Raw genomic sequence first — 26279 nt, forward strand, 5'->3', positions numbered from 1 at the left:
ACCGGGGCCATCACTTCGGCATACGGTCCGCATAAGGGGGACGAGGGGGGACATGAAGCCCATGGAACGCCTGGGGGTGGGCATCGGCTGGCGGCCGGAGATCGCGGAGGCGGTCGAGCGGCTGGACGGCCTGGACTGGGTCGAGGTGGTGGCGGAGAACCTCTGTCCGGGCCACCTGCCCGAGTCCCTGGCGCGGTTGCGCGAGCGGGGGGTCCGCGTGGTCCCGCACGGGGTCTCGCTGGGCCTGGGCGGGGCCGACCGCCCCGACCCCGCGAAGCTGGCGGCGCTCGGGGAGCGGGCGGTGGCGCTGGGGGCGCCGCTGGTCACGGAGCACGTCGCCTTCGTGCGCACGTCCTCGCCGCTGCTGGAGGCCGGGCACCTGCTGCCCGTGCCCCGGACCCGGGACGCGCTGGCCGTGCTGTGCGAGAACGTGCGGATCGCGCAGGACGCGCTGCCCGTGCCGCTGGCGCTGGAGAACATCGCCGCGCTGGTGTCGTGGCCCGGGGAGGAGCTGACGGAGGGGCAGTTCCTGACGGAGCTGGTCGAGCGGACCGGGGTGCGGCTGCTGATCGACGTGGCGAACCTGCACACCAACCGGGTCAACCGCGGCGAGGACCCGGCCGCCGTGCTGGACTCGGTCCCGCTGGAGGCGCTGGCGTACGTGCACGTGGCCGGGGGCGTGGAGCGCGACGGCGTCTGGCACGACACCCACGCGCACCCCGTGCCGCCGGTGGTGCTCGACGTACTGGCCCGGCTGCGCGAGCGGGTGGACCCGCCCGGGGTCCTGCTGGAGCGGGACGACGACTTCCCGCCCGAGGCGGAGCTGGCCGCGGAAGTGGCGCGGATCCGCGCGGTGGTGGACGCGGGCGGGCCTCCGGGCACCGTCCGGGAGCGGGTGGTCCTGCGCGAGGAGCCCCCGGGGCCGGCCGGTGAGCCCGCGCGGACCCGGCTGGCGCTGGAGCAGGCGGCCCTGCTGTCGGCGCTGGTCGCCGGTACGCCCGTACCGGAGGGCTTCGACCGGCAGCGCGTGCGGGTGCAGGCGCGGGCGCTGGTCGCCAAGCGGGCCTCGGTGGTGGCGAAGGTCGCGCCGGAGCTGCCCGGGATCCTGGGCGGTCCGGCCGCCTACCGCGCCGCCTTCCTCGGCTACGCCCGCGGCCGCCCGATGACGGCCGGCTACCGGCGCGACGCGCTGGACTTCGCGGAGCACCTCCTCGTACGGGACCTGCCGGCCGACCCGGCCGCGCGGCGCCGGCTCACCGCCTGGTGGCGGGAGCGGGCGGGCGTGCGGCCGCGGAACCGGTTCGCGCGCTGGGCCCGCGCCCTGCTCGGGCGGACGCCGTGAACGCGCTCGCCGTCGCCGTCTGGGCGGCCGTCGCCCTCTCCACCGTCCTGCTGCTGCGCGCCGTGCGCCGCGCCCGGCCGCCGGTGTCCGGGGCCGCGCCGGAGCTGTACGACCTGTCCGAGGCCGCGTTCCTCGCGGGCGGCCCCGGCACGGTGGTCGACACCGCGCTCGTCTCGCTGCTCGGGGACGGCCGGCTGGCCGTCGGCGGTCCGGGCATCGTGCAGGCCCGGACCGGGGCGCGGGGCGCGGACCCCGCCGAGCGGGCCGTGCTGCTGGCGCTCGCGCAGGCGCCGTCCGGGTGGCTGTACCAGGTGCGGTACGCCGCCATGCGGGAGCCGGCCGTGCAGGAGACCGGGGACGCGCTGGCGGCCCGCGGGCTGCTCTCGGCCCCCGGGGCGGGGCGCGGGGCGCGGCGCTGGGGGCTGGTGCAGGCGGTGGTGTGCGTGGCGCTGGTGCCGGTGTCGCTGCCGCTGACCTTCGTGTTCTGGTCGCTGGACCCGGACCCCGGGGTGCCGTTCGTCGTCGCGGTGCTCCCGGCTCTGCTGGGCGGCCTCGTCGCGGGCGTGGTGTGTGCGCGGCGGGCTCGGCTGCGGATCACCCCGGCGGGGCGGCGGGCGCTGGCCCGCTTCCGGCAGCGGTACGCGGCCGATCCGGATCCGCGGGTGCAGACCGCGCTGTTCGGGCTGCGGGGGCTGCGGGACCCGTACCTGCGCGAGCAGTTGGTGCCGGCGGCGCGCGGCACCCGGCTGGCGGCGGCCCAGTCCCGGGGGCACGGCCGCGTCTCCTCGGACACGGTCGTGTCGGCGTCGGCGGAGCTGCTGCCGGTGCTGTGGTGCGCGGGCGGTGACGGCGGGGGCGGCTCCTCGGGGTCCGGTGGCTGCGGATCCTCCGGGAGCAGTTGTTCCGGCGGCTCCGGTTCGGGTTGCTCGGGCGGTTCCGGTTCGAGCTGCGGCGGTTCCTCCGGTTCCAGCTGCGGCGGTTCCTCCGGTTCGAGCTGCTCCAGCGGTTCGAGTTGCAGCAGTTCCTCCGGTTCCAGCTGCTCCAGCAGTTCCTGACCGACCATCACCACCGCATCACGAGCTGCTCACGCTTGGGCACCGGTCGCCTGAAAGCGGTTCCCGCGGCTGTAGAAATCGGCCATGTTCTGGATCTTGTTCCTGCTGCTGGCCTGGGCCGGGGTGCTGACCTCGGCCGCCCGCCTGCTGCGGGCCGCCACCGAGGCCGCCGAACCGGCGCCCCGCCCCGCCGCCGCCGGGCGGCCGGGTGCGCTGAACCTGTACGAGGCCGCGTACCTGGCCGGCGGCCCGGAGCGGGTCGCCGTGCTGACCCTGCTGTCGATGGAGCGCCGGCACCGGCTGCTGCTGGCCCGCACGGGCTGGGCCACCGTGCTCGACCCGGTCGCCCGCGACGCGCACGAGCGGGCCGTACTGGCCGCGTTCGGCCCCGACGGCCAGTCCCCGGTGCCGGCGCTCCGGCGGGCCGTCGCCGCGCACGCGGCCGTACGGGCCCTCGCGGACCGGCTGGACGAGGCGGGCCTCGCGGTGCCGTGGGAGGTGCGGGACGCGGTGGCGGACGGGGTCCGGTCGGTGTGGTGGGCCGCCGTGCTGGTGGCGGCCATGGCGGGGGCGGCGCTGGCGGTCCCGGCGGACGGGGCCGACGTGTCGAAGGTGCTGTACTGGTTCGCCCTGCCGATGCTGCTCGCGGTGTGCTGCCTGGCCATCGCCGGCACCGGCGGCCCCGCCCACTCCCCCTGGGCCTCCCCGGCGGGCCAACGCCTCCTGGCGGCCCTGGACCGCGACCGCGCCCCCGCCGACCCCCTGGCGGCGGTGGCCGTCCGCGGCCTGAGCGCGGTCCACGACCCGGACCTCCGGGCGGCACTGGGCCGCCCGTAGGGGGGCCGCGAAGCGGCGCCGTCCGCCCGGCACCGCACCTCGCCGCGGAGCTGTCGCGACTCCCCCGGCGCCCGTCCGGCGCGCCGCCGCGCTCCGTCAACCGGGCGTACCGGGAACGGCGTTCCGGCGGTTCGGCCGTAGCCGCGCGCGGGCCTGGCATTTCATCGGACGGGACGATGAGATGAAGGGGTCGCCATGCGGACGTTCCGGACGACGACGCTCACGCGGCAGGGGGTCGCCGCGGCGGCGCTCTGCCTCGCCCTCTGCGCCCCCGCGCCGGCCCGGGCGAGCGGGCCCGCACCGGGTGGCGGGGGCGGGGACGCGTGGGTCGCCGCTGAGGACGCCGGGGCGGAGCTGGTCGTCCGGCGGGCGGCCGCTGCCGCCGCGCTGCGACCGGTGGGCGGGGCCGGCGGGGCTCCGGCGGCGGGGACCCGGCCCGTGGTCCGGCCCTCCGCGGGGGGCGGGCGGCTGGAGTTCGGGCCCTGTCCGCCCGTGGAGGAGCTGCCGGACCCGGTGCGGTGCGCCGCCCTGCGGGTCCCGCTCGACTACGCCCGCCCCGACGGCCCGCAGATCTCACTCACCGTCAGCCGGGTCCCCGCCACCGGCCGCGGCGGCGCCGCCCGGCAGGGCGCGCTCGTGTTCAACCCCGGCGGACCAGGCGCCTCCGGTATGGCCTTCCCGCTGCTCGCCGACCGCCCCGCTTGGACCCGTGTCGCGGCCGCCTACGACCTCGTCGGCTACGCCCCCCGCGGGGTCGGCCGGTCCGCGCCACTGACCTGCCAGGAGCCGGGCGAGCGGCCGAAGGGGCCGACGCAGGTCCCGGCCGAGCCCTCCGCCGCGTACAAGCGGGAGCGGCTGGCCGCCGCCCGGGCCTACGCCGAGGGCTGCGCACGGCACGCCGGCCCCGCGCTCGGGTACTACACGACCCTGAACAACGCCCGCGACCTGGACGTGCTGCGGGCCGCCCTCGGCGAGCCCCGGCTGACCTTCATGGGGGCCTCGTACGGCACCTACCTCGGGGCCGTCTACGCCACCCGCCACCCCGAGCGCGTGCGCCGCATGGTCCTCGACTCGGTGGTCGACCCGGACCCGCGCCGCGTCTGGTACGCCAACAACCTCGCCCAGGCCCCGGCCTTCGAACGCCGCTGGGCCGACTTCCGCGCCTGGACGGCCCGCCACCACTCCGCGTACGGGCTCGGCAGCACGGCGCGGGCCGTGCGGGAGAGCTACGAGAAGGTCCGCGCGGCCGTGGCCCGCACCCCGGCGGGCGGGGTGGTCGGGACGGGCGAACTGCACGCCGCGTACCTCCAGACCGCGTACTACGACGACGTCTGGCCGGAGCGGGCGGCGGCCCTGGCCGCCTTCCTGCGCGGGGACCCGGCCCCGCTCGTCCGGCAGGCGGCCCGCGACCCCGCGACGGCGGAGCGGGCGGCCAACGCGACCGCCGTCTACACGGCGGTGCTGTGCAACGACGCCCCCTGGCCCGGCGACTGGGAGACCTGGGACCGCGACAACACCGAACTGGCCCGCCGGGCCCCCTTCGAGACCTGGGCCAACGCCTTCCTGAACCTGCCCTGCGCGTCCTGGCAGGTGTCGGAGCGGCAGCGCCCCGTCGACGTCGGGGCCGTCGGGGCCGTCGGGGCGCGGGCGGGCCGGCTGCCGGGGACGCTGATCGTGGCGGCGGAGCGGGACGGGGCGACGCCATACGGGGGCGCGCTGGAACTCCAGGGGCGGCTCGGCGCCGGGGCCTCGCTGGTCACGGAGCGGCGGGCGGGCGCCCACGGGGTGGCCGGCGGACGCAACGCGTGCGTGGACCGGCATGTGGAGCGGTATCTGCTGACGGGCGCCACCCCGGGGTGGCGCGTCACGTGTGCGCCGCATCCGGAGCCCGCACCGGTGTCGCTGGACGACCGGGCAGCGGGCGCCTCCAGGGCGCTGCTGCCTCCGGCCGTCTGAACTTCCGGGCGGGATCTCCGGCTGCGTCGTTTCGGGGGCAGGGCCTCCCGATCCCCGGAGGCACCCTTGTGTCACGGGTGTTCCTCCGGTCCTTCCCCCCAGGGGAGGTATCAGGCGAGCCCGGCGACCAGATCGGCGACGGACTTGCGGCGCCCGGTGTAGAAGGGCACCTCCTCGCGCACGTGCATGCGGGCCTCGGAGGCGCGCAGGTGGCGCATGAGGTCGACGATGCGGTAGAGCTCGTCGGCCTCGAAGGCCAGCAGCCACTCGTAGTCGCCCAGCGAGAAGGAGGCGACGGTGTTGGCGCGGACGTCGGGGTAGCCGCGGGCCATCTTGCCGTGGTCGGCGAGCATGCGGCGGCGGTCCTCGTCGGGCAGCAGGTACCAGTCGTAGCTGCGCACGAAGGGGTAGACGCTGACGTATTCGCGGGCGACCTCGTCGGCCAGGAAGGCCGGGATGTGCGACTTGTTGAACTCGGCCGGGCGGTGCAGGGCCATGTTCGACCACACCGGCTCCAGGGCGCGGCCCAGCTTGGTGCGGCGGAACAGGTTGTAGGCGGTCTGCAGCTCGTCGGCGGTCTCGGCGTGCCACCAGATCATGATGTCCGCGTCGGCGCGCAGGCCGGAGACGTCGTAGGTGCCGCGGACCGTGATGTCCTTGGCGGCCAGCTGGTCGAACAGCTCCTGGACCTCGTCGGCGAAGCCGGTACGGTCCTCAGGCAGGACGTCCTTCAGCTTGAAGACGGACCACAGGGTGTAGCGGATGACCTCGTTGAGGTCCTTCGCCTTCTTCCCCGCGTTGGGAATCTTCTCTGGTGCAGTCATGTGTCCATTGTCCCGTGTGCTGATCAGTGGTCTGTCCCAGGGGTGGCCAAAGCGGAGATCACCGCGTCGGCCGCCTTCCCGGCGCTCGCGACGCAGGCCGGGATGCCGACCCCCTCGTAGAGGGCTCCGCAGACCGCGAGGCCGGGCAGCGCGGCCACGGCGGCCCGGATCCGCTCGACCCGGGCGAGGTGGCCGACGGGGTACTGGGGCAGTCCGCCGTCCCAGCGGGTGACGGTGGCGGCCACCGGCCGGGCGGCCAGCCCGACGGCCTCGCCGAGGTCGCCGAGGGAGACGTCGACCAGTTCGGAGTCCTCCCGCTTGAGGTCGCCCTCGTCGCCGTGGCGGCCGATGGAGGTGCGCAGCAGGAAGAGCTCGGGGTCGGCGCCGGCCCAGGACCACTTGTTGCTGGAGAAGGTGGACGCCTTGATCGTGCGGCCGTCCACGGGCGGTACGAGGAACCCGCTGGCGCCGCCGTCGGCGATGGCGGCGGGCAGGTCGGAGCGCCGGAAGGCCATGGTGACCAGGGCCATGGAGGCGTACTCGACCTCGCGCAGCCCGGCCGCGGCCGCCGGGGCGAGGCCGTCGAGGAGGTCGGCGGCGGGTCCGGCGGGGGTGGCGAGGACCACGGCGTCGGCGTCGAGGACCTCGCCGTCGGCGGTGATCCGCCAGCCGCCCGGCGTACGGGCGATCCCGCGCACGGGGGTGCCGGTGAGGATCCGCGCCCCGGCGGCCCGGCAGGCGTCGGCGACGGCGAGCGGGAGCCGGCCGATGCCGCCGGCGATCCCGGCGAAGAAGGCGCCGGTGGCGGCCGCGCCGGTGACGGTGGTGCGTTCGGCGGCCGCGCGGGCGGCGGCGCCGCTCTGGAGGGAGCGGACGCTCTCGGTGAGCGTGGGGTGCCTGCGTACGGCCTGGTAGAGGGCGGGGACGGCGGCGCGCATCGAGATGCGGTAGGCGTCGCCCGCGTAGACCCCGCCGAGCAGCGGCTCGACCAGCCGGTCGACGACCTCGCGGCCCATGCGGGCGGCGACGTACTCGCCGACGGCGACGTCCTCGCCGACCTCGGTGGGCGGGAGCCTGGTGTCGGCGGCGATGCGGGCGAGGCCCTCGGCGGACAGGACGCCGGAGGCGGCGAGCGGGGCGGTGTCGCCGGGGACGCCCATGACGTGCCCCTTGGGCATGTCGCGCAGCGCGCCGCGGGTCCACAGCCGGGCGGTGGCGGTCGCCGGGGGCTGGAGGGCGTCGCCGAGGCCGACGGCCCGGGCCAGCTCCAGGGCCTCGGGGCGGCGGGCGAGCACGGATTCGGCACCGAGGTCGACGGGGGCGCCCGCGAGCTCTCCGGCGTACAGCTTGCCGCCGAGGCGGTGCCCGGCCTCCAGCAGGGTGACGCGGACCCCGTCGGCGAGCAGCCGGTGGGCGGCCGCGAGGCCGGAGATGCCGCCGCCGATGACGACGACGTGCCGCGGGGTGCCCGGCCGGTCCGTACGTGTGTCCGCTTCGTGCATGAACACATGGTCTCAGACCGGTCGGTGAGGCCTGAACGTGACCGCATCGGGACCGGGTCGGGACCTGGGGGGCGAAACCCGGCGGGGGCCGTCGGGCGTCGAAACGGGGACATCAGCCGATCCCCCGGGGGTACTGACGATGCACACGCTCCACAGACACCGCGGCGCCGCGGCGCTGGCCGGCCTCTCGCTCACGGGGGCCCTCGTGCTCACGGGCTGCTCGGCCGACGACAGCGCGAGGTCCTCCTCGGACCGGGCGGCGGTCGCCGGGCCCCGGGAGGGTGGGGCCGCGCAGGGCAAGCCGGGCGCCGAGGCGGCCGCACCCCCGGCGGCGGCGCCGGACGCCAAGGCCGGGTCGCAGGCGCCGCTGCGCCCGCACGTCATCCGTACGGGGACGCTGGGCATCGAGACGGCCGAACCGCAGAAGGCCCTCGCCGCGGCCCGTACGGCGGCGGAGGGCGCGGGAGGCTACGTCGGCAACGAGTCCACGGAGCGCGGCCGGGACGGCCGGATGACGTCGACGCTGACGCTGCGGGTGCCCGGCGAGCGGTTCGACTCGGTGATCGGCGCGCTGGAGGGCGGCGGGAAGCTGCTGAACCGGAAGGTCGAGGCGCAGGACGTGACCCAGAAGGTCGCCGACGTCGACAGCCGGGTGAAGTCGCAGCAGGCCAGCGTGGCCCGGGTGCGGGAGATGATGGAGAAGGCCTCCGCGCTGAGCGACGTGGTGATGCTGGAGGGCGAGCTGAGCCGGCGCCAGTCGGACCTGGAGTCGCTGCTGGCACAGCAGAACGCGCTGAAGGACCAGACGGCGATGGGCACGATCACGGTGTCGGTCTCGGAGCCGCCGCCGGCCGCGGCGGAACCGGAGAAGGACGGGGCCCCGGGGCTGGGCGACGCCCTGGGCGCCGGCTGGGGCGTGTTCGTCACGCTGGTGCGCTACCTGGCCCTCGCGGTCTCGGCGGTGCTGCCGTTCGGGATCGCCGCCGCCCTGCTGGTCCTCGGGTTCAAGGCGTACCGCAGGTTCCGCCCGGCGAAGCCGAAGACGGGCCCGGCCCGCACCCTGGTGCCCCGGCAGGCGCCCGCGCCCGGGACCGCCGTCGCGCCCGGGCGGTCCGACGCCCCTGGAGCGGATCTCCAGGACTGACGGCGGGTCCGCCCGTAGCGTGTCCCCGTAGGCGCAGGCAGCGGCACGGAGGCGGGGCGGACGATGGCGGTGGAACGACTGGTGGTGGTCGGCGGCGACGCGGCGGGGATGTCCGCCGCGTCGCAGGCCCGGCGGCTGAAGGGCCCGGCGGAGCTGGAGATCGTCGCGTTCGAGCGCGGGCACTTCACCTCGTACTCCGCGTGCGGGATCCCGTACTGGGTGGGCGGGCAGGTCGGCGGGCGGGACGAGCTGATCGCCCGCACCCCCGAGGAGCACCGCGCCCGGGGCATCGACCTGCGCACGCGCACGGAGGTCGTGGAGCTCGACGTGGCGGGGCGCCGGGTGCGCTCCCGGGACCTGGAGAGCGGCGCCGAGTCCTGGACGGGCTACGACAAGCTGGTCCTGGCGACCGGCGCCCGCCCGGTCCGGCCGAAGCTGCCGGGGATCGGCGCGCACGGGGTGCACGGGGTCCAGTCCCTGGACGACGGCCAGCGCCTGATGGACGACCTGGAGCGTACGCGGGGCCGCCGGGCGGTGGTGGCCGGCGCGGGCTACATCGGCGTGGAGATGGCCGAGGCCCTGGTGAACAGGGGCTTCGAGGTCACCGTCCTGCACCGGGGCCCGCAGCCCATGTCCACCCTGGACCCGGACATGGGCGGCCTGGTGCACACCGCGATGAACGCCATGGGCATCGTGACGGTCGCCGACGCGGACGTGGCGAAGATCCTCACCGACGAGGAGGGCCGGGCCCGCGCGGTGGCCACCGCGGACGGGCGCGAGTACCCGGCGGACGTGGTCGTGCTCGGCATCGGCGTGGAGCCCCGTACGGCACTCGCCCGGGCCGCCGGGCTGCCGCTCGGCGAGTCGGGGGGCCTGCTGACGGACCTGTCGATGCGGGTCCGGGGCCACGAGGACATCTGGGCCGGCGGTGACTGCGTGGAGGTCCTGGACCTGGTGGCGGGCCGGACGCGGCACATCCCGCTGGGCACGCACGCCAACAAGCACGGCCAGGTGATCGGCTCGAACGCGGGCGGCGGCTACGCCACCTTCCCGGGTGTCGTCGGGACGGCGGTCAGCAAGGTCTGCGACCTGGAGATCGCCCGTACGGGGCTGCGCGAGAAGGACGCCCGGGAGGCGGGCCTGCGGTACGTGACGGCCGCCGTCCGCTCGACGAACACGGCCGGCTACTACCCGGGGGCGCGGGAGATGACGGTCAAGATGCTGGCGGAGCGGCGCACGGGCCGGCTGCTCGGGGTGCAGATCGTCGGCGGCGCCGGTGCCGCGAAGCGGGTGGACGTCGCGGCGGTCGCCCTGACGGCGGGGATGACGGTGGAACAGGTGGTCTCGCTGGACCTGGGCTACGCCCCGCCGTTCTCTCCCGTATGGGATCCGGTGCTGGTCGCGGCCCGCAAGGCCGTGACCGCCGTGCGCTCCGCGGGGGTGTAGGGCCGCTGCGGCGGGGCTGTCCATAGCCCGTCCGGCGTTTGAGGACCGGGGTCCGGGGCGGAGCCCCGGGAAACGGAGAAAGGGCGGGGCGGGGAGCAGCGCCGCAGGCACCACCCCCCGCCCCGCCCCCGACGGCTAGCGCTGCGTCCGGGTGTGGACGTAGTCCACCAGGCGGGTCAGCGCGTCCGGGTCGGTGGTCGGCAGGACGCCGTGGCCGAGGTTGAAGACGTGGCCCTCCAGGCCGGCCGCGGCGGCCAGGACCTCGTCCGTCTTGGCCTCGACGGCCTCCGGGGTGGAGAAGAGGACGGCCGGGTCCAGGTTGCCCTGGAGCGCCTTGCCGGGGCCGACGCGGCGGACGGCCTCGTCCAGGGAGACCCGGTAGTCGACGCCCATGACGTCCGCGCCGGCCTCGCCCATCAGGCCGAGCAGCTCGCCCGTGCCCACGCCGAAGTGGATGCGCGGGACGCCGCAGGAGGCGACGGACTCCAGGACCTTCGCGGAGGCCGGCATGACCGAGCGGCGGTAGTCCGCCGGGGCCAGGGCGCCGACCCAGGAGTCGAACAGCTGGACCGCGGAGGCGCCGGCCTCGATCTGGACCTTCAGGAAGGCGGAGGTGATCTCGGCGAGGCGGTCGAGCAGGTCGGCCCACAGCTCCGGGTCCCCGTACATGAGGGCCTTGGTGTGCTCGTGGTTCTTCGACGGGCCGCCCTCGACGAGGTAGCTCGCGAGGGTGAAGGGCGCGCCGGCGAAGCCGATCAACGGCGTGGAGCCCAGTTCACCCGTGAGCATGCCGATCGCCTCGGTGACGTACGTGACGTCCTCCGGGGTGAGGTCGCGCAGCTGTGCGAGGTCCTCGCGGCGGCGGATCGGCTGGGCGACGACCGGGCCGATGCCCGGCTTGATGTCGAGGTCGACGCCGATGGCCTTGAGGGGGACCACGATGTCGGAGAAGAAGATCGCCGCGTCCACGTGGTGCCGCCGCACGGGCTGCATGGTGATCTCGGTGACCAGGTCGGGGCGCATGCAGGACTCCAGCATGGCCGTGCCCTCGCGCACCTTGCGGTACTCGGGGAGTGAGCGGCCGGCCTGCCTCATGAACCACACCGGCGTGTGGGGTACCGGCTCCCGCCGGCACGCCTTCAGGAAGGCGGAATCGTACGTCTGGCTCGGCGGGCCCTGGGGGCGGTCGTTGGCGCTCACGACCCGAATCTTCGCACGTATGAAGAAGTGCCCGGCCCGGCGCGGGTGTCCCTGCGCCGTACGGGCGCTCGTTCCGCCTAGTCTTCCCGGCATGGCTGCGGCTCAGGGACGATTTTCAGATGGCGCCGAGGGTACGGACAGCGCGAAGGAGAGTTCGGTCCCGCTCCCGTTCCGGCGGGCGGTCGACGGTTTGCGCAAGGCGCGGCTGCGGGCCGGGATCGAGATCGAGCCGGTGAAACCGCCCCAGCGGCTGGCGCCGTACGCCTACGCGCTGGAGGCGGCTGTCGTGGACGGGGAGGACGACCTGGCGGACGGCCGGCTGATCCTGCTGCACGATCCGGCCGGGCACGACGCCTGGCAGGGCACCTTCCGGCTGGTGACGCTGGTACGGGCGGAGCTGGAGCCGGAGATGGCGGCGGATCCGCTGCTGGCGGAGGTGTGCTGGTCCTGGCTGACGGGTGCGCTGCAGGCGCGCGGGCTGGCGTACGGGGAGGCGAGCGGCACCGTCACGATGGCGGCCTCGCACTACTTCGGCGGGCTCGCGGAGCGGCGTCCGGCGACGCAGATCGAGATCAGGGCCTCGTGGACGCCGCGCGAGGGGGTGGGCGGGGTGCCGGACACGAACGCGCACCTGGCGGCCTGGTGCGAGCTGCTGTGCCAGATCGCGGGGCTGCCGCCGGTGGGGCCGACGGACAACGCCACGGGCGTGGTGTCCCTGCCACAGCGGCGCGGTCCGCACCACCCGTAGCCGGGTGGCCGGTGGGGGCCGTACGGCCCCCACCGGCCGCCTCCGTCCACCCCCGTGCGCACCCGTGACGACCGGTCGTTGTCATAACGGTGCGTCAGAACGGCGCGTGCCGGGCGGCCTTCTGATCATCCCTTGATCGATCGTGCGTCCGAATTGCCCGAATTGTTACTCACCAAATCGTGATCATTCCCTAAAGCCGGGTGGGTGACGTGCCGAAGGAGTCAGTGACCATCCGCACGGTGCGAACCGGCTTCTCTTCCCCGAGCCGGCCGTCCCGCCACTCCCCCAGGAGGCCTAGGTGTCCGTTCTTCTCGAGCAGCCCGCAAGCCTGGTCGCCTACCGCCCGAACAAGCCGACGGCCATGGTCGTCGTGGCCGACCCGCGCGTCCGTTCCACCGTGACCCGCCATCTGTGGGCCCTCGGAGTCCGTGACGTGATCGAGGCGTCGTCCATCGCGGAGGCCCGCCCCCGCGTCGGCAGCCCGCGCGACATCTGCGTGGCCGACGTACACCTGCCCGACGGCTCCGGTCTCACCCTGCTCTCCGAGACCCGCGCCGCGGGCTGGCCGAACGGCCTGGCCCTGTCCGCCGCCGATGACATCGGTGCCGTGCGCAACGCCCTCGCGGGCGGGGTGAAGGGCTACGTCGTCACCGGTACGCGGACCAACATCGGGCTCCCCACCCGGCCCGGCGCCGCCCCCATCGGCGCTGCCGCCGCCCGTATGCACCGCCGCCCCCCGGGTGCCCCGAGCCACCCGGGCGGCTACCGAGAGCTCTCCGGCCGCGAGGTCGAGGTCCTGCGCCTCGTCGCGGAGGGCCAGTCCAACAAGGCCATCGGCGTCTCGATGGGCCTGTCCGCCCTGACCGTCAAGTCCCACCTCGCCCGGATCGCCCGCAAGCTGGGCACCGGCGACCGGGCCGGGATGGTCGCCGTCGCACTGCGGACGGGGATCATCCACTGATCCGTCCCGAGGCTCCCGGGCGAGGGGACACCCCCTGGCCGCCGGGAGACCCCGGGAACCGGCCGCCGTTCTCCCCCTCGCGCCCGTCGACGGAACGTTCCGGCGACGGGCGCGTCACATACACGGATACCCTTTACCGGTGACCGACGCCCAAGAGACCGCAGCACACCTGCGCACCACCACCGGGGGCGGCCCCCCGGACGCCGAGGTTCCGTCCGATGGGCAGCCGACGCCGACCCCCTTGCTGGAGCCCCGTGAGGGCATTCCGCCGGTCGTCGCCGACGCCGACGCCCTCGCCCGGGTCGTGGCGGCCTTCGCCGCCGGCACCGGGCCCGTGGCCGTCGACGCCGAGCGCGCCTCCGGCTACCGGTACGGCCAGCGCGCCTACCTCGTACAGCTGCGCCGCGAGGGCGCGGGCTCCGCGCTGATCGACCCGGTCGGCTGCCCGGACCTGTCCGCGCTGGGCGAGGCGCTCTCCGGGACCGAATGGATCCTGCACGCCGCCACCCAGGACCTGCCGTGCCTGCGTGAAATAGGCATGGTGCCCACCTCGCTCTTCGACACCGAGCTGGCCGGCCGCCTGGCGGGCTTCCCCCGGGTCGGACTCGGGGCGATGGTCGAGAGCGTGCTCGGCTACGCCCTGGAGAAGGGGCACTCCGCCGTCGACTGGTCCACCCGCCCGCTCCCCGAGCCCTGGCTGCGCTACGCCGCCCTCGACGTGGAGCTGCTGGTGGACCTGCGGGACGCGCTGGAGAAGGAACTGGACCGGCAGGGCAAGCTGGAGTGGGCCCGCCAGGAGTTCGACGCCATCGCCTCGGCCCCGCCCGCCCCGCCCCGCAAGGACCCCTGGCGCCGCACCTCCGGCATGCACAAGGTCCGCCGCCGCCGGCAGATGGCGGTCGTCCGGGAGCTGTGGGAGTCCCGCGACCGGATCGCGCAGCGCCGGGACGTATCCCCCGGCAAGGTGCTGGGCGACGCCGCGATCGTGGAGGCGGCCCTCGCCCTCCCCGTGAACGTGCACGCCCTGTCCTCCCTGCCCGGGTACGGGCAGCGGATGGGCCGGCGCCAGCTGGACCAGTGGATGGCGGCCGTGGACCGGGCGAAGGCCCTGCCCGAGAACGAGCTGCCGCAGCCCGGCGCCTCCCCGTCCGGCCCGCCCCCGCCGCGTTCCTGGGCGGACAAGGACCCGGCCGCCGCGGCCCGGCTGGCGGCGGCCCGTACGGCCGTCTCCGTGCTGGCCGAGCGGCTGAACCTGCCGCAGGAGAACCTGATCACCCCGGACACCGTGCGCCGGCTGTGCTGGGAGCCCCCGAAGCGGCTCGACGCGGACACCGTGGCGCAGGCCCTGGCCGGTCACGGCGCCCGCCCCTGGCAGATCGAGCAGGTGACCCCGGCGCTGGTCACGGCCCTGGCCGCGACCGCCTGAGCCCGACCCGACGAAAGCCCCCGGCCCCCGGCCGGGGGCTTTCGCGCTGTCCGCGCGCGCCTCGCGGGAGTGTGACCTTCGCCGCTCCTCGGGGAGGGGGTGTGCACATTGGTTACCCGCAAGTAGCATGGGCCGGGTGAGCGGGCGCTCAGCCATACCGGCCGGGCCGCCCCCGCGCAGCAGCGCCATCCCGTACCTGGAGGAGAGCCAACGTGCCTCGTACCGTCAGGGACGTCGTCTTCGTCGACGGCGTCCGCACCCCGTTCGGCAAGGCGGGCCCGAAGGGCATCTACCACGAGACCCGCGCCGACGACCTCGTCGTGAAGGCGATCCGGGAGCTGCTGCGCCGCAACCCGGACCTGGACCCCAAGAAGATCGACGAGGTCGCCATCGCCGCGACCACGCAGATCGGCGACCAGGGCCTGACGCTGGGCCGCACGGCCGGCATCCTCGCGGGCCTCCCGCAGTCCGTCCCGGGCTACTCCATCGACCGCATGTGCGCCGGCGCGCTGACCGCCGTGACCGCCGTCGCGGGCGGTGTGGCCTTCGGTGCGTACGACGTCGCCCTCGCGGGCGGTGTCGAGCACATGGGCCGCCACCCCATGGGCGAGGGCGTCGACCCGAACCCGCGCTTCGTCTCCGAGAAGCTGGTCGACGAGTCCGCCCTGTTCATGGGCATGACCGCCGAGAACCTGCACGACCGGTACCCGACGATCACCAAGCTCCGCGCCGACGAGTACGCCGTGCGCTCGCAGGAGAAGGCCGCCAAGGCGTACGCCGACGGCAAGATCCAGCAGGACCTGGTCCCGATCTCGGTCCGCAACACCAACGAGGCCGCGGGCGAGACGGGCTGGGGCCTGGTCACCACCGACGAGCCGATGCGCCCGGGCACCACGCTGGAGAACCTGGCCGGCCTGAAGACCCCGTTCCGTACGCACGGCCGGGTCACCGCGGGCAACGCCGCCGGTCTCAACGACGGTGCCACCGCCGCGATCATCGCGTCCGAGGACTTCGCCCGCGAGAACAACCTCCCGGTCAAGATGCGCCTGGTCTCGTACTCCTTCGCGGGTGTCGAGCCCGAGGTCATGGGCTACGGCCCGATCCCGGCGACCGAGAAGGCCCTGGCCCAGGCCGGCCTGACGATCGACGACATCGGTCTCTTCGAGATCAACGAGGCCTTCGCGGTCCAGGTCCTGGCGTTCCTGGAGCACTACGGCATCGCCGACGACGACGCCCGCGTGAACCAGTACGGCGGCGCCATCGCCTTCGGTCACCCGCTGGCCTCCTCCGGCGTCCGCCTGATGACGCAGCTGGCCCGCCAGTTCGAGGAGCAGCCGCACGTCCGCTACGGCCTGACCACCATGTGCGTCGGCTTCGGCATGGGCGCCACGGTCATCTGGGAGAACCCGAACTTCAACGCCGAGGGAGACTCCAAGTGAGCACCACCGCTGAGCTCCTGAAGGGCGCGGCCGAGCTGTTCCCGGACGAGGTCGTCACGTCCGCGCACGTCCGCCACCTGGACCTGCCGTTCGGCGCCGGGCGCTTCGCGCTCATCACGCTGGACAACGGCTTCGACCACACCAAGCCGACCACCTTCGGCCCGCAGTCCCTCGCCAACCTGAACGCGGCGATCGACCAGGTCGAGCAGGAGGCCGCGGCCGGCTCCATCGTCGGCGCGGGCATCACCGGCAAGCCGTTCATCTTCGCGGTCGGCGCCGACCTCAAGGGCGTCGAGCTGCTGAAGAAGCACGACGAGGCGCTCGCCATCGGCAAGGGCGGCCACGACGTCTTCAAGCGCCTCTCCGCGCTGGCCGTCCCCACCTTCGCGTACTACAACGGCGCGGCGATGGGCGGCGGTGTCGAGGTCGGCCTGCACTGCTCGTACCGCACCGTCTCGAAGGCCATCCCGGCCTTCTCGCTGCCCGAGGTCTTCCTCGGCCTGGTTCCGGGCTGGGGCGGCTGCGCCATCCTCCCGAACCTGATCGGCGCGGAGCGCGCGGTCTCGGTCATCATCGAGAACTCGCTGAACCAGAACCGCCAGCTCAAGGGCAAGCAGGTCTTCGAGCTCGGCATCGCCGACGCGATCTTCGAGGGCGCGGACTTCCTGGAGCAGTCGCTCCTGTGGACCGCGCGCGTCCTCAAGGGCGAGACCGAGGTCGTACGCGCCGAGGTCGACCGCGGCGAGGCCTGGGACGCGGCCGTCGCCAAGGGCCGCTCCATCGCGGACTCCAAGGTGCACGGCGCCGCTCCGGCCGCCTACCGCGCCCTGGAGATCATCGCCGCGGCCAAGGACGGCGACCTGCAGGCCGGCTTCGACGCCGAGGACAAGGCCCTGGCCGACCTCATCATGGGCGGCGAGCTGCGCTCGGGCATCTACGCCTTCAACCTGGTGCAGAAGCGCGGCAAGCGCCCGGCCGGTGCCCCGGACAAGTCCCTGGCCCGTCCGGTCACCAAGGTCGGCGTCGTCGGCGCGGGCCTGATGGCCTCGCAGCTGGCGCTGCTGTTCCTGCGCCGCCTGGAGGTGCCGGTGGTCCTCACCGACATCGACCAGGAGCGCGTGGACAAGGGCGTGGGCTACGTCCACGCCGAGATCCAGAAGCTGCTCGGCAAGGGCCGCATCAACCAGGACAAGGCCAACCGCCTGACCGCCCTGGTGACCGGCGTCCTGGACAAGGCCGAGGGCTTCGCGGACGCGGACTTCATCATCGAGGCCGTGTTCGAGGAGATGTCCGTCAAGCAGAAGGTGTTCGCGGAGGTCGAGGCGGTCGCCCCGGCGCACGCGGTCCTCGCCACCAACACCTCCTCGCTGTCGGTGTCGGAGATGGCCTCCAAGCTCCAGCACCCGGAGCGCGTGGTCGGCTTCCACTTCTTCAACCCGGTCGCGATCCTCCCGCTGCTGGAGATCGTCCGCGGTGAGCAGACGGACGACGCCTCGCTGGCCACCGCTTTCGGTGTCGCCAAGAAGCTGAAGAAGACCGCGGTCCTGACGAAGGACGCCCCGGCGTTCGTCGTGAACCGCATCCTGACCCGCTTCATGGGCGAGATCCAGAACGTCATCGACGAGGGCACCCCGGTCGTGACGGCGGAGAAGGCCATCGAGCCGCTCGGCCTGCCGATGTCCCCGCTGGTGCTGCTGGAGCTCGTCGGCCCGGCGATCGGCCTGCACGTCTCCGAGACGCTGAACCGTTCCTTCCCGGAGCGCTTCACCGTTTCCCCGAACCTCAAGCGGGTCGTCGAGGCGGGCAAGCGCGGCTTCTACGTCTACGATTCCGGCAAGCCGGAGCTGGACCCCGAGGTCGCCGCCCTCCTGGTGCAGGGCGACTCCGTCCTGACCGAGGAGCAGGTCCGCGACCGCGTCCTGGACGCGGTGGCGCAGGAGATCGGCCTGATGCTGGAGGAGGGTGTCGTGGCCGAGGCCCAGGACATCGACCTCTGCCTCATCACCGGTGCGGGCTGGCCCTTCCACCTGGGCGGCATCACCCCGTACCTGGACCGTGAGGGCATCTCGGAGCGGGTGAACGGCAAGAAGTTCCTCGCCCCGGGTGTCGCCAGCGTCCCGGCGTAACACCACGGGCAGTGACCGGAAGGGCCCGTCCGCACCTGGTGCGGACGGGCCCTTGCGCGTACGCCCTACCGGCGGCCGAGGCGTCCGGTCCTGACCAGGCGCCGGGCGGCCGGCGACTGCGGGTTGATGCCGAGCGCCCGCTGCCCCGCCCGCAGGCGCAGGTCGTCGCCGCGCCTGCCCAGCCTGGCGGCCGTCTCCGCGATCCGCAGCCACACCATGGCGCGCCCGCTGTCGGCGGAGATCTCGGCGGCCCGCTCGATCAGCTGCCTGGCCCGGTCGGTCTCCTTGCGGCGGACGTGGGCCAGGGCCATGCCGAGGAGCAGGTCGAGGTTCTCCTGTTCGGCCAGGAGCCGCGCGCCGACCTCCAGGACGCCCTGGTCGTCCTTGGCCTCGACGAGCGAGGCGAACCCGCTCATCGAGACGTCGGTGACGGGCGCCTCGTCCGGCTCGCGGGGCTCCCCGGTGCTGCGCAGGGTCCAGCCCAGGCCGCGCCGCCACTTCCAGGTGCGCGGGCCGGGCAGTTCCAGGCGGGTGCGGGTGCGCTCGTTGAAGTGCATGGACAGCTCGGGGCGCTCCTCCCACCGCTCGACGGCCGCGGCGATGTACGCCTCGGCGACCGGGCGCAGGAAGCCGAACCTCTTGGGCTGCATGCAGTAGCCGACGGCCTGGACGTACGGGGTGACCTCGGTCCGGACGTGTTCGGCGTCGAGGATCCGGTCCGCCGGGGCGGCCGCCGGGTCCTCCAGGTCGGGGACCAGGGCGTGGGTGAGGGTGGCGGGGATGCGGTTGCTGTTGGCGTACGGCCGCATGCGCCGGACCACCTCCAGCGCGCCGATCTGGGCGACGGGGATCCCGTAGAGGGCGCGGGCGGTGAACAGGCCGGTGGAAAAGCAGCCGATCACCCGGCCGGGGCTCAGGTACTCGAAGACGGTCTCGGCGAGGACGGGGACGTCCAGGACGAGGAAGGGGACCCCGGCCTCGCGGGCCGCGCCGGCGAGGGCGTCGGAGAGGCTGGAGGGGGCGCTGGGGTGCGGTTTGAAGACGACGGCGGTGTGGCCGAGCCGTACGGCCTGCTCGAACATGCGCCGGTGCAGGTCCTCTTCCTCCTCCTCGGTGAGGATGCCGAGGGGGGAGAGGTACTGGCCGAGGAGGAGTGCGGTCCCCGGGCCCTCCGCGGCGAGCTGCCGCGGGATCACCCGGTCGAGGACGGGGCGGCACTCCTCGGTGAGCTCCGCCATCAGTGTGCGGACGGCCCCGGTGTGCACGGGCCGGGAGGGGATGCCGTGCTCGGTGAGGAGCATGGGCAGCAGGGCGGGGATGAGGTCGAGGTAGAGGACCTGGCCGATCCGGCCGTGGATCGGGCGGGGCAGGTCGTTGCGGGTGGGGCCGTAGCTCATGACCCCGTCGGCGTACACGGCGAGGGTGGCGTCGGAGAAGATCTTGCAGAGCGTCTGGGCGGGCTTGACCTGGATCGACTCGACGACGAGTTCCAGGGGGCCGGGCCGGACGGCCATCTTCTCCCCCATGACGGTGCGCCAGAGCGGGGCGTCCTCGTCGCGCGGGGCCCACACCGCCGGGTGGAAGGGGTAGATGAGGTCGTTCCAGTAGACGACCCGGTGGAAGCGCTCCAGGACGGCGGCGGCGCCGGGCATGCGGTGCAGCGGGGTGGCGACTTCCGGGATGTCGACGTTGTTGCAGACGAGCAGGATCCGCTCGCGGTCGTCCCGGCCGAACTGCCCGGCGTCGATGGCGGCGGCCACCGTCATGGCGCCGTAGAGGGTGGAGGCGGCGAATATCCGGGTCATCGGGCGGCGGCGCCCTGGTGCTGCGACATGAGTTCCCTGAGCTTGGTCACGCGTGCGGAGTCCATTCCCGCCAGGGTTCCTTCGAGGACGTCCTGGGGGAGGTCGAAGAGGATCTGCGCGCCGCGTTCGCGCAGCAGGTCCCGGGTGAGTTCCTCGTACTGCTCCTCGCGGCCCAGGTGAATGACGATGAGCGCGCACAGGGTTCGCATGGCCTTGAACGACAGTTCATATCCGCGCGGGTGGTGGGAGAGCTCGTCGAAAATCATCCGGAAGGCGGGGAGGAAGTCCAGCTGCCGTTCGTCGGGGACCTTGGTGAGGGAAGTGGACACGTCGCGGCGGTAGAAGACGCCGTGCAGGTCGACCACTCCGAAGGAGCGCATCCGCAGGTGCAGCTTGTAGAACCAGGGGCGGTCCTCGGCGGTGCGCAGGCTCTCGTCGAAGAACAGCGCGTCGGCCCGCCGCAGCCGCTCCCGGTCGTAGATGCCGGCCCAGGACTGCGGGTAGTCCATGAAGGTGGAGGCGTCGACGGGTCCTATGTAGTCGGCGGGGTCCAGCGGAAGGGCCCGCGGCGCGAGCGGCGCCATGACGATCTTCCGCTTTCTCCCGTACACGCGGACGTGGCCGGTGCGCAGGAAATCCACACCCGACTCGCTCATCCAGCCGACCAGTTGCGCGAGATATCCGGGGGCGTACCAGTCGTCGCCGTCGAGGAAGGTGAAGAAACGGCCGCGGGCGGCGGCGAGGCCCGTGTTGCGGGTGGCCGATATCCCCATGTTGCGCTCGTTGCGGATCAGCACGGCGCCGGGAATCCCCGGGACCATCTCCCGCAGGATCTCTGACGTGCCGTCGGTGGAGCAGTCGTCCACGACGATGAACTCGAAATCCTCCCGGGCATTGAGCGCCAGGGACTTGAGCGCCGTCCGACAGAACTCCCGGACGTCACACATCGCGACGATTACCGAAAGGGTCACCACCGGAAGCACTCACCTTCTCCCCATTGCCCACACACGTCCGCCCGGGCCCCGCGGACGGACCGGACATCATGATAGAAGCGCCCGGAGAGGCCCCCGGAACCTCAGGGTGTGACGTACAACTCCCTGGGCCGTCGAAGCCTTTTCGTGACACATAAGGCTCAGGTGAGCATGTAGGGTCCATGGGGCCCGGCGGCAGTCCCAAGCCCCTCGCCCGCGCCGGCCGCGGGCACGCCGACGGCAGTTGGGCTCCGCCGACCGACCCGGGAATCACCAAGTGCGCATCCACGTGCTCGCAGACTCCGACACCCGCTGGAAATGGGGCGCGGGGCTGGCGGTGGGCCTGGCACCGGGCAGCGAGGTGCACGCCCACATGCTGCGCGGCCGCAGCACCCCGACGGCCCGCCAGCTGGCGGAGGTCGGCATCACCCCCGCCTCGATCACCGAGGCCACGCTCGCCGGTTTCGCGGCGGCGCCGGAACTCGACGGAGCGGATCTGATCATCCTGGGCACGGTCGGCGGCGCCACCCACGCGGCCCTGCACGCGCTCGCCCACCGGTTCGCCGGGGCGCCGCGGCGGCCGGTCCTGATGACGGGATACGTGGGCGTCGTCTACGAGAAGATGGCCGACGGGCTGCTGCTGCGGGCCGGCGCCGACATCGTCCTCGCCAACAGCCCCTTCGACCGGCGCCGTTTCACCGAGGTGTACGAGCCCCTCGGGATTCCCGTTTCCTGCATAGTCCAGACGGCGCTCCCGTTCCTCGACCAGAGGCCTTACGACGCGAACCGCACGTACGCCGCCCACCCCTATACCGTGTGCTTCGCCGTCCAGCCGTCGGTGCCCGCCGACCGGAACGGACGCCTTTACATGCTGCGCCGCGCGATATCCCACGCGCGGCTGCGCCCGGGGCGCGACGTGCTGGTCAAACTGCGCAGCAAGCCCGGTGAGGCGACCACCCACGTGGAGGCGTTCCACTACCAGGTGCTGGCGGAACAGCTGGAAGAGCCGCTGCCGCCCAATCTGCATTTCGTCTACGGAAACATGTCGGACACCCTCGACCGCACCGACCTGCTGGTGACGGTCAGTTCCACGGCCGCCCTGGAATCGATGCACCGGGGAATGCCGACCGCGATCCTCAGCGATCTCGGAGTCCGGGAGGTCCACGGGAACCACTACTTCACCGGTTCCGGCTGCGTCACCGACTGGACCGCGATAGACGAGGGCGACGCCCCGCTCGCGGACGAATCCTGGACGGCCGACCAGGGAATCCGCGCGGTGAATCCGTACGGGGAACTCCGCCACCGGATCGAGCAGTTGCGCGGCGCCCCGTTGCCGCCGATATCCCCGTACTACACGGCCGACAGCGCCCCCGAATACGTGAGCACGCTGCTGCGCCGCCGGGGCCTGAACCCGGACGGCTCCCCCGGCGCGGCCGCCGCCGCCCGCCGCCCGAGCGGCCCCATGCGGCGCACCTCCCGCCGCGTGCTCAAGGTCGCCTACCAGTTCGGGGTGCAGCGCGTGGCCCCGAAGATCCAGCAGTGGGGCGGCGTATGACCGCCCCCGCCGTACCCGCACCCCAGGGGGAAGCCTCGTGAACGTCACCGCCGTCATACCCGCCCGGGGCGGCTCCAAGGGCATCCCCGGGAAAAACACCGCCGAGGTCGGCGGGGTCCCGCTGGTCGCCCGCGCCGTCCTCGCCTGCCGGGGCGCCGCCCACGTGACCCGGGTCGTGGTCTCCACCGACGACGGGGAGATCGCCCGGGCCGCGCGCGCGGCCGGCGCGGAGGTCGTCGACCGGCCGGCGGAGCTGGGCTCCGAACGGGCGTCCAGCGAGTCCGCGCTGCTGCACGCGCTGGACGTGCTGGAGGAACGTCACCGCGAGCCCGTGGACGTGCTCGTCTTCGTCCAGTGCACCAGCCCCTTCACCACCCCGGAGGAGGTCGAGGAGACCGTGCTGGCCGTGGTCCGGGGCGGCGCCGACTCGGCCTTCACCGCCGTGCCCTTCCACGGCTTCCTCTGGGGCACCGGGCCCGCCGGGGCGCAGGCCCGCCACCACGCGCACGGGGTCAACCACGACAGCTCCGTACGCCTGCGCCGCCAGGACCGCACCCCCGAGTACCTGGAGTCGGGCGCCGTCTACGCCATGCGCGCCGACGGCTTCCGCGAGCACGGCCACCGCTTCTTCGGCCGGACCCAGCTGGTCCCCACCGCCCCCGAGCGGGCCATCGAGATCGACGAGCCCGGCGACCTCGACCGGGCCCGGGCCCTGGCCCCCCTCCTCGACTCCCTCCCCGACCCCCAGCAGACCCCGGCGGCCCCGTCGTCGCCGGACCCCTCGCAGTACCCCGGAAAGGAACTCTGAACAGTGGTGCACAGCAGCCGAATCCGCCGGATCGGGAACAAGGAGGTCGGCCCCGGCCGGCCCACCTATGTGATCGGCGAGATCGGGATCAACCACAACGGTGAGCTCGCCAACGCGCTCGCGCTCGTCGACGCGGCCGCCGACGCGGGCTGTGACGCCGTCAAGTTCCAGAAGCGCACCCCCGAGATATGCACCCCCCGCGACCAGTGGGACATCGAACGGGACACCCCCTGGGGCCGGATGACGTACATCGACTACCGCCACCGCGTGGAGTTCGGCGAGGACGAGTACCGGGCCATCGGCGAGCACTGCTTGATGCGGGGCATCGACTGGTTCGCCTCCCCGTGGGACACCGAGGCCGTGACCTTCCTGGAGAAGTTCGGCGTCCCCGCCCACAAGGTGGCCTCCGCCTCCCTGACCGACGACGAGCTGCTGCTCGCCCTGCGCGCCACCGGCAAGACCGTCATCCTGTCCACCGGGATGTCCACCCCGCAGCAGATCCGGCACGCGGTGGAGGTGCTGGGCAGCGCGAACGTCGTCCTGCTGCACGCCACCTCGACCTACCCGGCGAAGGCCGAGGAGCTCAACCTGCGCGTCATCAACACGCTCCAGGACGAGTACCCCAACGTCCCGATCGGCTACTCCGGCCACGAGACGGGCCTGCAGACCACCGTCGCCGCCGTCGCCCTCGGCGCGTGCGCGGTGGAGCGGCACATCACCCTCGACCGCGCCATGTGGGGCTCCGACCAGGCCGCCTCCGTCGAACCCGGCGGCCTCGCCCGCCTGGTCCGTGACATCCGCACCATCGAGACCGCCCTCGGCGACGGCGTCAAGCGCGTCTACGACTCCGAGCTCGGCCCGATGAAGAAGCTCCGCCGCGTCCAGGGCACCCTCGCCGCCGAGGGCGTGACGGCCTCGGCATGAGCGACACCCTCGCCCTGGTGGAGAGCCCGGCTCAACTACTGAACGTGCTGGAGTGGGCGTACGTCCACCCGGGCGAGGCAGCGTCCCTCACCATCGCCGTGCTCCAGCCGGTGGACCCGCGTTCGCGCGCCCAGGTCCGCCGGCTGTGCCGGTTCGCCTCCCAGTCCAAGGTGGTCTGGCGGCGCTACGAGGTCCGCGCGGGCTACCTGGGGCGGGCCGGGGAGCTGGTCCGCCTCGGCCGCGCGGTCGCGGCCGCCCGGCGCCTGGTCATCGGCGACCTGTTCTCCCGTACGATCCAGCTGCTGCTGCCCCGCTCCAAGGCCCGCGAGGTGGTCGTCGTGGACGACGGCACCGCCACCACCGAGCTGGTCAGCCTGCTGACCCACGGCGGGCAGCTGACCCGCTGGCACCAGGGCGAGCTCAAGCCCTCCGGAAAGGGCGGCCCGGTCAACCGCTGGCTGGCCCGCCAGGAGCTGGAGCGCGCCGTCTTCTTCACCTGCATGCCGGTCGTCGCACCGCCCGGCACCGAGGTGCGGCCCAACGACTACGCCTGGAGCCGGGCCGCGTTCGGTCCGGTGCGGGTGCGGCCCGGGGCCGATCTGGCGGGCAGCTCGCTGGTGGAGACCGGGGTCGTCGACGAGGACCGGTACATCGACGCGGTCGGCTGGATCGCCCGCCACCGGGCGGCCGGACGCTACTTCGCGCACCGCAGGGAGAGCGGGCCCAAGCTGGAGCGGATCGCCGGGCTCACCGGCATGGAGATCGTCCAGCCCGAGCTGCCCCTCGAACTGACCGCGCTGACCGAGCCCATCGGGCAGTCCCTGCTGACCTTCGCCTCGACCATCGCCTACACCCTGCCGATCGTGCTGGCCGGCTCGGCCGTGCGGGTGGAGCTGTGCGACATCGACGACGCCTGGATCACCCCGGACACCGCCGAGCGGTCGGTGGACTTCCTGCGCCGGATATCGGCGCTGGCGGTGGACCGGCACAACCTGACGCGGATCCCGCCGCAGGGGCGGCGGCGCCCCCAGCCGTCAGAGGCGCTGCCAGCGGCCCAGTGACAGGCCGGAGTTGTCCTTCTGCCGACTGACCAGGAGCTCGCCGCGGGTCCCGACGCAGGCGATGACGACCAGGCCCCGGGCGTCGACGGCCAGCGCCGGGGAGCCCACGCCCTCCTCCCCGATCTCTGTCCACCAGAGCCCCGCCGCCTCGTACTCCGTGGGGTACGCCGCCAGGGCGGTGCGCCCGTTCACGCCCCGGTGGGCCAGTACCGTGCAGTCGTAGCCGTCGACCAGGGCGCGGACGGCCGCGACTGCGCCGGCCGCCGGTCCGCCGCCCAGGGCCATCACCCCGGCGCCCTCCCGGCAGGCGAACACCCCGCTGCCGTCGGCGGCGTGCCAGAAGTGGGTGACGCGGCCCGGGGAGGTCTCCAGCGTGCGCACCGAGCCGTCCTGGGCGGGGTACGGGACGTCCTCGGCCCGCTCCACGGGGCCGCCGTGCGTGTGCTGGGTCCAGCGGGAGAGCCCCTTCTCGCCGGGCGCCGCCAGCCAGATCCGGCCGTCGCCGGTGGAGTCGGCGGTGATGCCCTCGAAGGCCTTGCTGCCGTGCAGGTCCTCCCAGTCCCGCCAGTCGCCCTTGCCGTCCTGACGCCTGACGTGGACCCCGCGGCCGGCGTTGCGGACGAAGAGGTGGGGCGCGCCCTGGGCGTCCACCGCCAGGGCGGGCGGGCCGCCGCGGTGCGTCGCGCCGGGCCGCTGGTAGAGGGTGCCGAGGGATTCCCAGGGGCCCAGGGGGCGGCCGCTCTGGTACTGCACCGCGTGGTGGTAGGTGACGGCCGCTCCGTCCCCGGTCCCGGTGCGGCGGCGGCCCGCGAAGTGGGCGTACCCGTCCGGGCCCTGGCCCACCGTGAGGTCGGTCAGCCCGTCGGCGGGCAGGAGGTCGGGGCCGCTCCAGCCGGGGCCGCCGGGGGCGTTCTCGGTCCAGCGGAGCAGGCCGTTCCCGGCGCGCGCGTAGGCGGTGAGCCGGCCGTCCTTGCCGGCGAGGAGCCAACGGCCGGTCAGGGGGCCCAGGGCCGTGGTGTTCCGGTCGCGTGCGAGGGAGCCGGCGGCGCCGGAGGGCTGCTCGGGGGACCTGTCCGAACCGCGCCTCGATCGCGTCGCCATGGAACCGCAGCAACCCTTCCGCTTCGTCGTTCGAACAGATGCAGGATA

General features: G+C 74.0%; 21 protein-coding genes. 15 read left to right on the forward strand and 6 right to left on the reverse strand.

From position 1 onward, the window contains the following. The first annotated feature begins 52 nt into the window (after nucleotides 1–52). The 4 genes from OG553_RS06360 (at nucleotide 53) to OG553_RS06375 (ending at nucleotide 5190) form a co-directional block, all read left to right on the forward strand. Complete coding sequence (locus tag OG553_RS06360) at nucleotides 53–1342, forward strand: DUF692 domain-containing protein (RefSeq protein WP_405978036.1); 1290 nt, start codon at nucleotides 53–55, stop codon at nucleotides 1340–1342. Beyond that, nucleotides 1339–2397 carry a TIGR04222 domain-containing membrane protein gene (locus tag OG553_RS06365; RefSeq protein WP_405978037.1) on the forward strand — a complete coding sequence of 353 codons (1059 nt, stop codon included), beginning with the start codon at nucleotides 1339–1341 and terminating at the stop codon, nucleotides 2395–2397. The genes OG553_RS06360 and OG553_RS06365 overlap by 4 nt, the downstream gene beginning before the upstream one ends. Before the next feature lie 84 nt (nucleotides 2398–2481). Continuing rightward, nucleotides 2482–3234 carry a TIGR04222 domain-containing membrane protein gene (locus tag OG553_RS06370; protein ID WP_405978038.1) on the forward strand — a complete coding sequence of 251 codons (753 nt, stop codon included), beginning with the start codon at nucleotides 2482–2484 and terminating at the stop codon, nucleotides 3232–3234. A 195-nt stretch (nucleotides 3235–3429) separates the two neighbouring features. Beyond that, nucleotides 3430–5190, forward strand: coding sequence for an alpha/beta hydrolase (locus tag OG553_RS06375; protein ID WP_405978039.1), 1761 nt, complete (start codon nucleotides 3430–3432; stop codon nucleotides 5188–5190). Nucleotides 5191–5300: 110 nt separating this feature from the next. Here OG553_RS06375 and hemQ read toward each other — a convergent pair whose 3' ends face one another. Continuing rightward, nucleotides 5301–6014 carry a hydrogen peroxide-dependent heme synthase gene (hemQ, locus tag OG553_RS06380; protein ID WP_405978040.1) on the reverse strand — a complete coding sequence of 238 codons (714 nt, stop codon included), beginning with the start codon at nucleotides 6012–6014 and terminating at the stop codon, nucleotides 5301–5303. A gap of 23 nt (nucleotides 6015–6037) precedes the next feature. Beyond that, nucleotides 6038–7516 carry a protoporphyrinogen oxidase gene (gene hemG, locus OG553_RS06385; protein ID WP_405978041.1) on the reverse strand — a complete coding sequence of 493 codons (1479 nt, stop codon included), beginning with the start codon at nucleotides 7514–7516 and terminating at the stop codon, nucleotides 6038–6040. Between the two features lie 139 nt (nucleotides 7517–7655). Between hemG and OG553_RS06390 the strand changes: the two genes are divergently transcribed. Then, nucleotides 7656–8660: a DUF4349 domain-containing protein gene (locus OG553_RS06390; protein WP_405978042.1), complete on the forward strand. Its 1005-nt coding sequence runs from the start codon at nucleotides 7656–7658 to the stop codon at nucleotides 8658–8660. Between the two features lie 63 nt (nucleotides 8661–8723). Further along, on the forward strand, nucleotides 8724–10106 hold the full coding sequence (locus OG553_RS06395) for an FAD-dependent oxidoreductase (protein ID WP_405978043.1): 1383 nt from the start codon (nucleotides 8724–8726) through the stop codon (nucleotides 10104–10106). A 135-nt stretch (nucleotides 10107–10241) separates the two neighbouring features. Here OG553_RS06395 and hemE read toward each other — a convergent pair whose 3' ends face one another. Beyond that, nucleotides 10242–11306 (reverse strand): uroporphyrinogen decarboxylase, encoded by a 1065-nt coding sequence (gene hemE / locus OG553_RS06400; protein ID WP_405978044.1) that lies wholly within the window; start codon nucleotides 11304–11306, stop codon nucleotides 10242–10244. Between the two features lie 91 nt (nucleotides 11307–11397). Here hemE and OG553_RS06405 point away from each other — a divergent pair, with 91 nt between their 5' ends. The 5 genes from OG553_RS06405 to OG553_RS06425 all read left to right on the forward strand — a co-directional run bounded on the left by OG553_RS06405 (nucleotide 11398) and on the right by OG553_RS06425 (nucleotide 18006). Then, the gene (locus tag OG553_RS06405; RefSeq protein WP_405978045.1) at nucleotides 11398–12054 is read left to right on the forward strand and encodes a DUF3000 domain-containing protein; all 657 of its coding nucleotides are present in this window, start codon (nucleotides 11398–11400) and stop codon (nucleotides 12052–12054) included. Nucleotides 12055–12352: 298 nt separating this feature from the next. Then, a complete protein-coding gene (locus OG553_RS06410) occupies nucleotides 12353–13015 on the forward strand; it encodes a response regulator transcription factor (protein ID WP_007267191.1) in 663 nt (220 codons plus the stop codon). Nucleotides 13016–13154: 139 nt separating this feature from the next. Further along, complete coding sequence (locus OG553_RS06415) at nucleotides 13155–14441, forward strand: HRDC domain-containing protein (protein ID WP_405978046.1); 1287 nt, start codon at nucleotides 13155–13157, stop codon at nucleotides 14439–14441. A gap of 212 nt (nucleotides 14442–14653) precedes the next feature. After that, the gene (locus OG553_RS06420; protein WP_125814944.1) at nucleotides 14654–15880 is read left to right on the forward strand and encodes an acetyl-CoA C-acyltransferase; all 1227 of its coding nucleotides are present in this window, start codon (nucleotides 14654–14656) and stop codon (nucleotides 15878–15880) included. Beyond that, nucleotides 15877–18006, forward strand: coding sequence for a 3-hydroxyacyl-CoA dehydrogenase NAD-binding domain-containing protein (locus OG553_RS06425; RefSeq protein WP_405978047.1), 2130 nt, complete (start codon nucleotides 15877–15879; stop codon nucleotides 18004–18006). Before OG553_RS06420 ends, OG553_RS06425 begins: the two co-directional genes overlap by 4 nt. Before the next feature lie 65 nt (nucleotides 18007–18071). On the opposite strand, the gene OG553_RS06430 is transcribed toward OG553_RS06425, so the two are convergent. Together OG553_RS06430 and OG553_RS06435 are read right to left on the reverse strand one after the other, a co-directional pair. Continuing rightward, nucleotides 18072–19811, reverse strand: a complete 1740-nt coding sequence (locus OG553_RS06430; protein ID WP_405978048.1) for a polysialyltransferase family glycosyltransferase — start codon at nucleotides 19809–19811, stop codon at nucleotides 18072–18074. After that, nucleotides 19808–20782, reverse strand: coding sequence for a glycosyltransferase family 2 protein (locus OG553_RS06435; RefSeq protein ID WP_405978049.1), 975 nt, complete (start codon nucleotides 20780–20782; stop codon nucleotides 19808–19810). Before OG553_RS06435 ends, OG553_RS06430 begins: the two co-directional genes overlap by 4 nt. A 277-nt stretch (nucleotides 20783–21059) precedes the next feature. Here OG553_RS06435 and OG553_RS06440 point away from each other — a divergent pair, with 277 nt between their 5' ends. From OG553_RS06440 to OG553_RS06455, 4 genes are read left to right on the forward strand one after another with little or no spacing between them, the layout of a single operon-like run. Continuing rightward, on the forward strand, nucleotides 21060–22337 hold the full coding sequence (locus OG553_RS06440; RefSeq protein ID WP_405978050.1) for a DUF6716 putative glycosyltransferase: 1278 nt from the start codon (nucleotides 21060–21062) through the stop codon (nucleotides 22335–22337). Between the two features lie 37 nt (nucleotides 22338–22374). After that, nucleotides 22375–23145 carry a cytidylyltransferase domain-containing protein gene (locus tag OG553_RS06445; RefSeq protein ID WP_405978051.1) on the forward strand — a complete coding sequence of 257 codons (771 nt, stop codon included), beginning with the start codon at nucleotides 22375–22377 and terminating at the stop codon, nucleotides 23143–23145. Nucleotides 23146–23151: 6 nt separating this feature from the next. Further along, complete coding sequence (locus OG553_RS06450) at nucleotides 23152–24069, forward strand: N-acetylneuraminate synthase family protein (protein WP_405978052.1); 918 nt, start codon at nucleotides 23152–23154, stop codon at nucleotides 24067–24069. Then, nucleotides 24066–25130: a hypothetical protein gene (locus OG553_RS06455; RefSeq protein ID WP_405978053.1), complete on the forward strand. Its 1065-nt coding sequence runs from the start codon at nucleotides 24066–24068 to the stop codon at nucleotides 25128–25130. Before OG553_RS06450 ends, OG553_RS06455 begins: the two co-directional genes overlap by 4 nt. Here the strand turns inward: OG553_RS06455 and OG553_RS06460 are convergent. Further along, entirely contained in the window at nucleotides 25104–26231 is a 1128-nt protein-coding gene (locus tag OG553_RS06460) for a hypothetical protein (RefSeq protein ID WP_405978054.1), read from the reverse strand. The two genes, OG553_RS06455 and OG553_RS06460, sit on opposite strands and share 27 nt — an antisense overlap. Nucleotides 26232–26279 lie beyond the last annotated feature (48 nt).

This window comes from Streptomyces sp. NBC_00158, assembly GCF_045160885.1.
In the GTDB taxonomy this organism is placed as follows: Bacteria; Actinomycetota; Actinomycetes; order Streptomycetales; family Streptomycetaceae; genus Streptomyces.

Excerpts from the sequence above, each read along its gene's own strand:
- OG553_RS06360 (WP_405978036.1), top strand. The coding sequence starts at position 53 with ATGAAGCCCATGGAACGCCTGGGGGTGGGCATCGGCTGGCGGCCGGAG.
- OG553_RS06370 (WP_405978038.1), top strand. The coding sequence starts at position 2,482 with ATGTTCTGGATCTTGTTCCTGCTGCTGGCCTGGGCCGGGGTGCTGACC.
- OG553_RS06375 (WP_405978039.1), top strand. The coding sequence starts at position 3,430 with ATGCGGACGTTCCGGACGACGACGCTCACGCGGCAGGGGGTCGCCGCG.
- hemQ (WP_405978040.1), bottom strand. The coding sequence starts at position 6,014 with ATGACTGCACCAGAGAAGATTCCCAACGCGGGGAAGAAGGCGAAGGAC.
- hemG (WP_405978041.1), bottom strand. The coding sequence starts at position 7,516 with ATGCACGAAGCGGACACACGTACGGACCGGCCGGGCACCCCGCGGCAC.
- OG553_RS06390 (WP_405978042.1), top strand. The coding sequence starts at position 7,656 with ATGCACACGCTCCACAGACACCGCGGCGCCGCGGCGCTGGCCGGCCTC.
- OG553_RS06395 (WP_405978043.1), top strand. The coding sequence starts at position 8,724 with ATGGCGGTGGAACGACTGGTGGTGGTCGGCGGCGACGCGGCGGGGATG.
- OG553_RS06405 (WP_405978045.1), top strand. The coding sequence starts at position 11,398 with ATGGCTGCGGCTCAGGGACGATTTTCAGATGGCGCCGAGGGTACGGAC.
- OG553_RS06430 (WP_405978048.1), bottom strand. The coding sequence starts at position 19,811 with ATGACCCGGATATTCGCCGCCTCCACCCTCTACGGCGCCATGACGGTG.
- OG553_RS06455 (WP_405978053.1), top strand. The coding sequence starts at position 24,066 with ATGAGCGACACCCTCGCCCTGGTGGAGAGCCCGGCTCAACTACTGAAC.
- OG553_RS06460 (WP_405978054.1), bottom strand. The coding sequence starts at position 26,231 with ATGGCGACGCGATCGAGGCGCGGTTCGGACAGGTCCCCCGAGCAGCCC.